Here is an 11,586-nt window from a genome sequence, read left to right as displayed (position 1 = left end):
GCTATACCAGCGCAAAAACTAATTGGACTTATACGGGTTAATGATAACATGGCCAAACCATTACTGGAATTTACCGACAGGGGTATTTACTGCGAACAGGGCAAATTTTATATTGACCCCTGGAAACCCGTAGACGATGCCATTATAACCCACGCACATGCCGACCATGCCTATTGGGGACACAAGCATTACCTGGCGCACCACTTATCGCGCGAGGTAATGCTCTACCGCCTTGGCGATATTAACCTGCAAACCGTTGAGTACGGCGAAACCGTAATAAAGAATGGCGTTCAGGTATCCCTATTCCCGGCGGGGCATGTTATCGGCTCGGCTCAAATACGGGTGGAGTATAAAGGTGAGGTTTGGGTAGTATCCGGCGATTATAAAACCGAGGACGACGGGATATCTACACCATATGAGCCTGTAAGGTGCCATCACTTTATATCTGAGTGTACATTTGGCATGCCTGTTTACCAATGGAAGCCACAAGCGCAAATATTTGCCGATGTAAATAACTGGTGGCAAACCAACCTTGAAAATGGCGTGGCTACTGTATTAGTTGGTTACTCATTAGGTAAAGCTCAGCGAATACTTCAAAACCTTGATATGGGTAACGGCAAGGTTTATACGCATGGCGTAATAGAAAATACCAACGAAGCGCTGCGCCGCAACGGCGTTATTCTTAACCCAACAGAACGTATTACAGCCACTTCATCAAAAGAAGAGGTGCGCAAAGGTATTATACTGGCACCGCCATCATCAGTAGGCACACCATGGATGCGTAAATTTGGCCCATACAGCTTTGGTTATTGCAGCGGCTGGATGGCCCTGCGCGGGGCCAAACGCCGGCGTGCTGCCGATAGGGGCTTTATTATGAGCGACCATGCCGATTGGGATGGACTGATAAGCGCTATTGATGCTACGGGCTGTGAAAAGGTTTATTTAACTCATGGCTATACTGCGTCGTTCAGCCGTTATTTAACCGAAATAGGATTTGACGCGCACGAGGTGCATACCCTATATGGTGGCGAGGAAGAAGATGCCAGCATTACTGAGGGTGAGGAAAAAAAAGAAACGACACCAGCCGGTGATGTGGAAAAGGAGTCGGTTATATGAAAGCCTTTGCACAACTATTCCTCTCATTAGATGAAACCAACAAAACCAACGAAAAGGTAAAGGTTTTAAAAGATTATTTTATCAGCGTACCCGATACCGATAAAATGCATATGCTGGCCTTGTTTACAGGTAGGCGGCCCAAACGGCCCATTAATTCTACCTTAATTCGCACCTGGGCCATAGAGGCCTCAAATATCCCCGTATGGCTATTTGAAGAAAGCTACCATGTAGTTGGCGACCTTGCCGAAACAATGTCGCTATTGATGCCTGAGAGCCCCGAGAGCAGCAGCAAAACACTAACCGAATGGATAGCCGAAATAAACAACATAGCTAACAAAACCGAAGAAGAAAAAAAGAGCTGGTTGCTGGCATCATGGGCCATGCTGGACAGGCAGGAGCGCTTTGTGTTTAACAAATTGCTTACAGGCAGTTTCCGTATAGGGGTATCGCAAAATTTGGTTATAAAGGCCCTTGCCGATATTACTGACATTAAGTCCGCGGCATTAACCCACCGTATTATGGGTAGTTGGATGCCCGAAGATTACACTTACGACCAATTGGTGCAGGAACAAAATGCAGCTGATAATATATCACGGCCCTATCCATTCTTTTTAGCTTACCCCATACAGGAAACATCAGAAAAGCGGAAAACCGCCGACGAAATAAACACAGCCTTAGGCGAAGCCGCCGAATGGCAGGCCGAGTGGAAATGGGACGGCATACGTGCGCAAATGATAAAGCGCGACGGCCAAATATTTATATGGAGTCGCGGCGAAGACCTGGCTACCGAAAAATTCCCCGAACTGCACCCTTTTTTAAATGCCCTGCCAGACGGTACGGTACTGGATGGCGAAATATTAAGCTTTCAGGATGGGTTACCCATGCCTTTTAATGTTTTGCAAACACGTATCGGCCGCAAAAATCTCAGTAAAAAAATATTAACCGATAGCCCGGTTGCTACCATAGCTTACGATTGCCTGGAATACGGTGGAGAGGATATCCGTCATAAAACACAATCGGAACGCAGGAAAATATTAGAAAAAATACAGCAGGAAACCACCTTCCCCGAGGTGTTCAGGATATCTGCCTTAATTGATTTTAAAAGTTGGGACGAGCTGGCCGAAATAAGGGAGCAGTCGCGTGCTATGATAGCCGAAGGCATTATGCTTAAACGCAAAAGCGCCACCTATCAGGTAGGCCGCCGCCGTGGCGACTGGTGGAAGTGGAAGATAGACCCCCTAAGCGTTGATGCCGTTATGATATATGCCCAAAAAGGCCACGGCCGCCGCGCAGACCTTTATACCGATTATACCTTCGCCGTATGGGATGGCGATAAGCTGGTGCCCTTCGCCAAGGCCTATTCGGGTTTAACCGATCAGGAAATAAACAAGGTAGACTACTTTATAAAGCGAAATACTTTAGAGAAATTTGGCCCTGTACGTACCGTAAAACCCGAACTGGTTTTTGAGATAGGTTTTGAAGGAATAAACCGGTCGACACGGCACAAATCGGGTATTGCTTTGCGCTTTCCGCGTATATTGCGTTGGCGGCAGGATAAACCAAAAGAAGAAGCCGATACATTAGACAATTTAAAGGCCCTGCTAAATGAATAACACACTGCATATACTAAACGGGGATGCCACCTTAACCGGCTTTGAACAAACCGGGCTTAATGGCGATGTTTTGGTTTGGCGGGAAGTGCTGTCACAAGGGCCGTTGCTTGCCGATATATCATCAGCCGAGTTTTGGGAACGGCGCAGCAACTGGATATGCGAAAACTTTAGCGAAACACCCGGTCACTATCACGATAGTGTAATAGCCCCTTTAGAAAAGCTGAATTTAGGTTATAATGAAATAACCCTTTGGTTTGAATTTGACCTGCATTGCCAGGTAAATATGCTAGGGGTAATGATGCTTTTGAAACAACAGGCTGACCTTAACGAGCGCGCGATATATTTGATATGCCCGAACACATATCCCGGCAAGGATGACTTTGCAGGCATGGGCGAATTGGATGGAGAACAACTTACCTATCTGTACGACAATATACGCCTGCAATTAAGCGAGTATGATTTTATTTTAGCAGCAGAAGCATGGGACGTTTATGTAAGCAACAATGCGGACCGTTTAAAAACATGGCTAACCGAAACCACCTTTTGGGGTAATTTGCATATGCTGCAGGCCGCAATGCGCGCCCATTTAAAACGATTAGAGGTAAACAGCGACGGACTAAACTACATCCATCAAAAACTGCTGGCTATTTATAATAGCGGCACCCATAAACCCATTGATATTTATCGTGCCTTTTGGGCCACCGAAAAAATATACGGCATGGGCGATAGTGAATTGAACATGTACCTATTGCAATTGGGTGATAAAGGCCTGATCAAGTTAGATTAATTATTGTGTACTAATCGCGGCTGTCGGCGAGCGGTCGCTTTCATTCTTCAACCTGTCGATAGCCGTTACCACGTAATAGTACGATTTGCCCCTCTGTACGTTTGTATCCTGGTAAATAGGTATGGTATTATACTGAATAGACAATATGTTTTTAGGGTCGTTCATTTCAAACTTGTCATTCTCTTCAAAACGATAAATAATATACCCGTAAACCGGCTCGCTATCCCTGGCTAAAAGCGGTGGCTGCCATTTTAAGGTTATGCCGGCTTTGCCTTCGTATTTGGCCGCAATACCCTGTGGTGCATTCGGTGCTATCGAGTCGAGCCAAAGCATAGGCGGGGGCAAGGCAGGGTAACGGTAAAAGTTGTGCTTAAGCGTATCGGCTAAATGGTTCGCATTGGCCACAAGCGTTTGCGATCTGAAGAACACGCTTCCCTGTACGCGGGGGTTAGCACGTAATAAACGTATCTGGTTAGGTATCTCTGATGGATTTTTATACGCGGGGCTACGCTGCTCGTAATACCTGTATGGCCCCTGCCCAATGTATAGGTGCCGGTTATAGGTATTGTTGCTCCACCAGTCCAGCAGCTTTTCAAAAGCGGCCAGGCGATAGCCTATATGCCAGTATATTTGCGGATTAATATAATCTATCCAACCCTGCTGTACCCACTGGCGGCTATCTGCATAGTTCTCATAATATGACGAGCCACCGGCAGTTTCCGACCCTTCCTCGTTTTGCGCTTTGTTGGCCCATATACCAAATGGGCTAATGCCAAATTTCATGCGGGGTTTTACTTTGTGTATGCTATCTCCCAGCATTTTTATCAATGTATCTACATTGCTCCGGCGCCAGTCTTTAATATTATCAAACCCTTCTCCGTATTGTTCAAAAGCAGCCTGGTCGTTTACTTTTTGGCCATCAATAAGGTAGGGGTAAAAATAATCGTCCATATGGATGCCATCTACATCGTAGTTTTTTACAACATCTAATATCACCTGTACTATATATTCGCGCACTTCCGGCAGGCCCGGGTTAAATAATTTTATACCGCCGTAAATAAAAAACCACTCGGGTTTGGTACGGGTGATGTGGTTTGGCGCAAGGGTATAAAACTTGCCATCAAAAGTAGCGCGATATGGGTTAAACCAGGCATGCAGCTCCATATTGCGTTTATGGGCCTCTTCGATGGCAAACTCCAACGGATCATAAGTTGGTGCCTTGCCTTGTGTGCCGGTTAAATATTTCGACCAGGGTTCGCGGCTTTTAGCGTAAAAGGCATCGGCAGCAGGCCTTACCTGAAACATTATAGCATTGATACCGGTACGCTGGTGAGCGTTTAGCTGGTCTATCAGGTCGGTTTTTTGGCTTTCTTCGGTACCGCGGGCGTTTTGCGGCCAGTCAAGGTTTACTACCGTAGCTATCCAAACACCACGAAACTCGCGCTTTGGCTCGGGTTGGGTAGTTTCGGTAGCAGTTGTTTGTGCGTTTGATACTGTATATAGTAAGGAGAAAGCTATAAAGGCAGAAATATATTTATGTAGATGCATTAAGCGACTATTTGTTTAAAAGCTGCAAAGATATAAACTCATCAATAAGCAGTTTTATTATTAACATAATAAATACACGCATTTTGTGTTTTAATCATATTGTACTTAATTTTAGCCCTTAGGGGTATAAGTGCTGCAAGCAAACAGATTTTTATTATTTTGCGGCGCATTTTACCTACATTTAGGTACAATATTAAAAGCAACTATAGCTAATTAAAGGCCTTTAGGCCTTTGGTACTATTTAAACCTTTAATTATTATAACATGGAATACTCTCCTCAACCGGAACAACAATCGCCAAAAAAGAACTCGAACGTAATTTATTTTTTGATAGCTGTTGTAGTAGCCTTGTTAGGTACTGATGTGTACCTGTACATGCAAAAAAACAAGTCGGATACCAAGATCGTATATCAAAATGACGAAAAAACCAGGTTACAAACCGAACTTGACAGCCTTGAAGCGCAAATAGAGCAGGTTAATGCAGGTCGCGCTAAAATGACTGTAGAAATGCAAGCTAAAAACGATTCGTTAAAAGCTAAGATCAAAGTTTTACGCAGTGAATTAGCCAAAGGAAAGCTCACCGTAGCCGAATTAAGCAAAGCACAGGAAGACATTAAACAATTAAGGTATTTTGTTACTAAATACACTGCCGACATTGAAGAACTTAAAAAAGAGAACACCACCCTTGCTACCGAACGCGATACCTTAAAAACCAATTTGGCTACCGTTAGTCAAAAGGCTTCTGACCTGGAGCAAAAAAACCAGGAGCTTGATACCAAGGTAAAGGTAGCATCGGCTATTAAGGTGGGTACGGCCAGCGTGGTTGCCTATAAGGTAAAAAACAGTGGTAAGGAAGTCGACGTTACAAAAGCCAAACAGGCAAGCAAAATAAAAATAAACTTTACTGTTGCCAGCAATGCCGTTGCCGAAAAAGCACTGCATGACGTATACGTACGGATTATTGACCCAACCGGCAACCTGATTACGCAAACAGATTCAGGTACATTTAACGCCGATAGCCAGGATTTGCAGTACACCTATAAAACTGCTATCGATTATAAAGATGACGGCAGCGTTTACACTATAGATTGGGTTAACCCTACGCCTTTTCAAAAAGGCAGCTATACCGTTTTGTTGTATGCCGATAGTTATACAATGGGTAAAACAAGTTTTACACTTAAATAAGTAACAACTTAATACTAACAAAAAAACCGCCTGAACAGTGTTTCAGGCGGTTTTTTTGTTAAAACGGTGCGTTAATTGGCACAAGGGGTGTATATTTAGGCAGGCTATACATCAATTTAAATGGCATTTAAAAATTACGGCAAAGCTTTAAATTTATTTTTATTGCTGATTTGTGCCGTTGCAGTAACCGTTAAATGTTTAGGCGACGCTTTTACGCCCCGCTTGCCGTTAAAGTTGAAGCCTGTAATTATTACCAAAGTTCATGTCTATCCGCCTTTGGTAGTTGTAAGTACTAACCAGCACGTTGCTTGCGAAAATACCGCTTTTATTTACACCGCTTCGGTAACATATGGCGGTTTAAACCCGGTATACAAATGGCAGCTTAACGGGGTATCTGTTGGCGGTAACAGCCCTAAGTTAACTATTAATAATACATCCATAAAAATAAAGCCTGGGGATGTAGTTAGATGTATTGTTAAAAATTCCGAAAACAACCTGAGCGGCACATCAAACAGTGTTACCGGTATATATACTTACCCATACGCAACGCCTACAATACGAATTTACGACCTTACGTACCCTCCCCCGCTTTGCAGCGGCGACGAGATCACGATAGGTTCAGAAATATCAGGTTATACCCTTAACATGTTTCGCAATTACCGATTGCTTTGGTATATAAACGGCGTTTTTATTAGAGCTACCGATCATACCGGCTTAGTAGTGAACACTGTAAAAAATGGTGACGTTATAACCTGCGAATTAATAACAACAGGTGAGTGTTATATAAGTACGCCGCAGAAGTCTAACCGCTTTGTGGTTAACCTGCAGCCAGACGCAGCAGCAGCGCGAATTACAATAGCTACAAACACCGTTAATGCGTGTGCCGGTTCGGCGTTAACTTATAAAGCTACCGTTGCAAACGGGGGCGAACGGCCCAAATACCAATGGATAGTAAACGGCCAAAATGTTGGCACTAACAGCGATGAATATACTGCAACAAACTTGCAAAATGGCGATAAGGTTAGCTGTAGCATGTTATCATCGGTGCTCTGCTCGGCAGGGCCTGTTTTATCAAACCAGGAAACCGTAAGTGTTAAGACCGTAAGCAACAATTCGGTTAGTATTACATCTACTGCGGTAGATAATTATATAAAAGCCAACGAGGCGGTTACTTTTACTGCCGTTGCAGCAAATACCGGCAATGTTAACTATCAATGGCAGGTAAACGGCGTAAACGAGGGCCTTAATAGCGCTAATTATACACGCGCGGGCCTAACCCTTGGCGATAAAGTTACCTGTATCATATCTGAAGAAAACAAGTGTGTTACAGCGCCCGTTTCAAATACCATAACCATCTTAATAAAGCTGCCGATAGTTATACCCAATACCTTTACCCCTAATGCTGATGGTGTAAACGATACCTGGGAGATAAAGGCTTTAGTTGCCTATCCGGGTAGCACGGTTAGCATTTTTAACCGCTCAGGGCAACAGATCTATCACTCGGTAGATTACAGCACTCCCTGGAATGGCACTTACAATAATCGGCCAATACCTGCAGGCACATACTACTATATCATCGATGTAAAAAATGGATCGGCCAAGCTTTCGGGCTATGTTACCGTTTTAAGATAAGCCGGCCTCATTTACAGCAGGGAAGCTTAGGTAAAATGTAGTACCGGTGCCGGTAGTGGTTTCAAACCAAACCTTACCACTGGCGTTTTCGATGGAGTTTTTAACAAATGCCAAACCAAGTCCTGTACCCGAACTTTTTGTGGTAAAGTTAGGCTCGAATATTTTATCGCGCATATTCTCAGGTATACCGTTACCATTATCCTTTATAGTAAGCAATATATTTTTGCTGGTAGTTAAAAAGTTTATTTCAATAACGCATTGCGTATCCTGTGGGGTAGCCTCGATAGCATTTTTCAACAAGTTGTTAAAGCAGCGTAACAACTGATCCCTATCGGCGCTGATAAAAAACGGATCGTCGGGTATCTGCATTAAGATGGTCACGTTGTCCATATGTTTAAAAATGGTAACGGCCTGACCGAGCATATCAAAAATGTTTATGGACTCGATGCGGGTATCGGGCATTTTTGCAAATGCCGAAAACTCCGAGGCAATTGATGATAAACTTTCTATCTGCTCAACAAACGATTTGCTAAAGCGCTCAAACTTCAAATCAAACTTAGGGTCTTTATCCTTCCACGATTTATCAAGCAGCTGTAAACCCAGTTTTAATGGCGTTAGAGGGTTTTTAATTTCGTGAGCAACCTGTTTAGCCATTTCGCGCCAGGCGGTCTCACGCTCGCTCTGAGCAAGCTTTTGGGCACTGTTTTCCAGTGCAGCTATCATGTTGTTATACTCTTTAACCAACGCACCTATTTCATCGTCGCGCTCCCATTTGATGGGCTCATTTTTCTTACCGTAAATGGTGCGGCTTAAATTGTATTGTATAAAATTAAGGGGCGCGGTAATTTGCCGGGCTATAATTACGGCAAATAAACCAATGGCTATAAACACCAGCGCGTAAACGTTTATCATTATATTTAGCAACGAGCCAATTTGCTCGGTATAATCAGTAACATTTGAAAAATAGGGCAGTTGCAAATAGGCAACAGTTTCGTGTTTTAAATTGCGCAAAGGCACATAGGCCGATTTGTAAACAAGGCTGCCCACCTTCTCTTCGTTCACCACTTCAGATTTTTGCTCTTTACTTAACGCAATAAATGCCCGGCCGTTTATGCGCGGGGCTATAAGCCCATACTCGTAAATTTTAGGCTGGGTAGACATTAAGGGTACGCCACGTAAATTAAACAGTGTAATATCGGCCGAGTAGGTGTCGGCCAATCTGTCAAAGTTTACCCTGCTTTCCTCATTAATATCCTTTGTAAAACTGCTTAGATACGAACTTTCTATAGCCGATGCCAGCTGCATTATTTTAGACCTGATCAATTTATCCTGCTGCGCCTGGTATTGGCTACTGATAGAAAAAAAAGTAATAAACCCTACCAAAACAAGCGTTACCACCACGGCAAATATCATAGAGAATTGTATGCGGGTTTTATATAATATCTTATCAAAGTTGAGCTTAAAGCCCCATTTGATACGGTTATTATTGATATTGAATATTCTTACTTTGATCCATAACAGGCGTATGGCAAGTACAAGAGCATCAAATAACAGTATCACCACAAAAAAGAAAGTAATAGCGGTAATGTTAGACAACAGCAGGTTGCTGTCTTTAGTTACCACTATAAGGTTGCGCTTGCTGGGCTGATAAATAAGGTGGCTAAACTTTGTAAACCTATTGTACCAGCCCTGTTTGGCACTCTTTGTATTGGCGAACGTAAACTGCTTAAGTTTCCCTTTAAACGAGGTGTTTTTTATGCTATAAACAACGGTGCCGCTTTGCCCCACCAGGCTATTATCGGTGTAAAAAGCATAGGAGTAATCTTTAAACTCGTCGGCCGGAACAATCTCTTTATCTATCAGCAATTCGGGGAAAGTACCGTTAGCCAATAACGGTTTGGATCTAAGCTCAATTACAATGGTGCCCAGGTTTCGGCCTTCATCAATTACCGGCAATATGGCAAAATAGCTTTGGAAACCAAATGAGTCGTTTTCTCGGTAAAAATAATCTGATACCTTAAAGGAGCTGTAAACCACCATATCCTTAAAAACATCCAGTGTATAGTTTTTATCGGCCGATACGGGCTGGTTATCGTCATTGTACTCATGTACCTTAAAATCGTACCTGGATAGGTATCTGTCAAAATACAGCTTTTGCAAGCGTGTTTTCAGGTAATCGGAGGTATGGTCGGCCGTGCGGAAATACTGCACTAAAAGCGGGTCGACTATTATTTGTTTCTCTATTTTTTTAAAAAGGATATCGGCAGTAGCATCGTCGGGCACTTCCAGCCTTTGTACAAGTGCCTTGCGTGTTTCCCTTTCTTTATCGGCTTCAAAGCGGTTAAGTTTTGTTGAGGCAATTAATGCGCAAATAACTACGATGCTAATAAATGCACCTGATGTAAATCTTCTGTCGTTATAAAAATAAGCGTGCCCCCTTATTAATACCAACACCATCCAAAACACATAAAAAAGGCTAAACTCTACATAAACACCTACTACGGCTGTGATAATTAAAATAGTTGCTATAAAAAGCACCGCCTGTATACCTACAGCTATATTTAGCTTGATACAAATGGTTAGTATGGTTTCGGTTAATAATATAAATGTTAAAAAGCTAAAGCACAGCATTAACACCCCCAGCAGGCTAAATACCGAAAGGTTAAGCACGTTATTTACATCAAAACTGATCTTCGAGTTAACAATAAGCCCGTAAAAAATATGCAGCAAAGTGGTAGATGTAACCACAAGCACCAATATACAAACCGCAAAAACAGCATAGCTTACCGCTTTACCCGGTATACCTTTTAAAAGATGATTACGCTGCGTGTATAAAAAGCTACTGAACCAGGTTATCGCTAAGATATTGATGCAAAAATCGCCCAGGGAAGGGAATACATAATTTGACGCGTAAATATTAGGGTCGAAAAGCTTTAACGGCCTGGTAAAGTTTGGCCAGCCATAATGCAAATTAACAAACCTAAACACTATAATAAACACAGCCAACACCAATAAGGCCAAATACACCTGCTGCCTGCGGGCCATATAGCTTATAATGTTGTGTACTAATACACATAGCGTGAGGATGGTCATTAGCCAAAAAGCAACCACAAAATAATAGAACCGCTCGTTCAGCTTTTCTTTTACCAGCTTAACCGAAAACAAGTACCTGTTGTTAACATCATGTAGAGCATAAACACCCTTATCGGTAAAATCAGCTATATCAATGTTATCCTCGGTGGTTAGCTCCTTATTAAAGTTGTTTTGAAGGTATTTGTTGGTGAAGGTATAGTTGTTTTTTACGTGTATAAAAAAAACTATTGTTATAGCGCCCTCAGTATGCTTAATAGCTTCGTAATAGCCATTAGGCATTTTAAGGAATGATGAGCCCTCTTTTATTTGGCTCACATCATCGGGTATTACTTTAACCCCTGTCCAGTAATCCAGCTTATTGTTGATGTAGGTAAATATCCAGATGTTCTTTTTAACGGTAAACCTGTCTATATACTGTACGGCTTTTGTGGGGTTAACCGATAGCAGCTTAATCTCGTTAAGCGTTTTTTGATCGTTAATTGCCGCGTAAACGTAGTTTTCCCTATCGTGCAGGTTGTTTTCGAGTATCCTGGCGGTTTGCGTTAAGTTATTTGCAGGGGTGTACGTTTTTTCAACAACAATTGCTGTAAACAATAGGCTGACGAATAGCAAA

The 11,586-nt window shown here is 42.7% G+C and carries 7 protein-coding genes; 5 read left to right on the top strand and 2 right to left on the bottom strand.

The window, feature by feature from the left end; translation table 11 throughout:
• Nucleotides 1-48: 48 nt before the first annotated feature.
• From FFF34_013920 to FFF34_013910, 3 genes are read left to right on the top strand one after another with little or no spacing between them, the layout of a single operon-like run.
• Nucleotides 49-1,116 (top strand): ligase-associated DNA damage response exonuclease, encoded by a 1,068-nt coding sequence (locus FFF34_013920; protein TSD64987.1) that lies wholly within the window; start codon nt 49-51, stop codon nt 1,114-1,116.
• Entirely contained in the window at nt 1,113-2,729 is a 1,617-nt protein-coding gene (locus tag FFF34_013915; GenBank protein TSD64986.1) for an ATP-dependent DNA ligase, read from the top strand. The genes FFF34_013920 and FFF34_013915 overlap by 4 nt, the downstream gene beginning before the upstream one ends.
• A complete protein-coding gene (locus FFF34_013910; GenBank protein ID TSD64985.1) occupies nt 2,722-3,516 on the top strand; it encodes a DUF1835 domain-containing protein in 795 nt (264 codons plus the stop codon). The genes FFF34_013915 and FFF34_013910 overlap by 8 nt, the downstream gene beginning before the upstream one ends.
• Here the strand turns inward: FFF34_013910 and FFF34_013905 are convergent, their stop codons facing one another.
• Complete coding sequence (locus FFF34_013905; GenBank protein TSD64984.1) at nt 3,517-5,064, bottom strand: family 10 glycosylhydrolase; 1,548 nt, start codon at nt 5,062-5,064, stop codon at nt 3,517-3,519.
• A 263-nt stretch (nt 5,065-5,327) separates the two neighbouring features.
• Here FFF34_013905 and FFF34_013900 point away from each other — a divergent pair, with 263 nt between their 5' ends.
• Nucleotides 5,328-6,248 carry a hypothetical protein gene (locus FFF34_013900; protein TSD64983.1) on the top strand — a complete coding sequence of 307 codons (921 nt, stop codon included), beginning with the start codon at nt 5,328-5,330 and terminating at the stop codon, nt 6,246-6,248.
• 120 nt (nt 6,249-6,368) lie between these two features.
• On the top strand, nt 6,369-7,880 hold the full coding sequence (locus FFF34_013895; GenBank protein ID TSD64982.1) for a gliding motility-associated C-terminal domain-containing protein: 1,512 nt from the start codon (nt 6,369-6,371) through the stop codon (nt 7,878-7,880).
• Here the strand turns inward: FFF34_013895 and FFF34_013890 are convergent.
• A complete protein-coding gene (locus FFF34_013890; GenBank protein ID TSD64981.1) occupies nt 7,872-11,567 on the bottom strand; it encodes a GHKL domain-containing protein in 3,696 nt (1,231 codons plus the stop codon). The genes FFF34_013895 and FFF34_013890 overlap by 9 nt on opposite strands.
• Nucleotides 11,568-11,586: the final 19 nt, after the last annotated feature.

It is taken from the genome of Inquilinus sp. KBS0705, from assembly GCA_005938025.2.
Taxonomy (GTDB): domain Bacteria; phylum Bacteroidota; class Bacteroidia; order Sphingobacteriales; family Sphingobacteriaceae; genus Mucilaginibacter.
The sequence above is the reverse complement of the archived record's forward strand: the minus strand, read 5'-3'. Positions and strand labels throughout refer to the sequence as shown.

Bases quoted from the DNA above. Each gene is read 5' to 3' on its own strand.
- FFF34_013920 (TSD64987.1), top strand. From the start codon at position 49: ATGGCCAAACCATTACTGGAATTTACCGACAGGGGTATTTACTGCGAA.
- FFF34_013915 (TSD64986.1), top strand. From the start codon at position 1,113: ATGAAAGCCTTTGCACAACTATTCCTCTCATTAGATGAAACCAACAAA.
- FFF34_013910 (TSD64985.1), top strand. From the start codon at position 2,722: ATGAATAACACACTGCATATACTAAACGGGGATGCCACCTTAACCGGC.
- FFF34_013905 (TSD64984.1), bottom strand. From the start codon at position 5,064: ATGCATCTACATAAATATATTTCTGCCTTTATAGCTTTCTCCTTACTA.
- FFF34_013900 (TSD64983.1), top strand. From the start codon at position 5,328: ATGGAATACTCTCCTCAACCGGAACAACAATCGCCAAAAAAGAACTCG.
- FFF34_013895 (TSD64982.1), top strand. From the start codon at position 6,369: ATGGCATTTAAAAATTACGGCAAAGCTTTAAATTTATTTTTATTGCTG.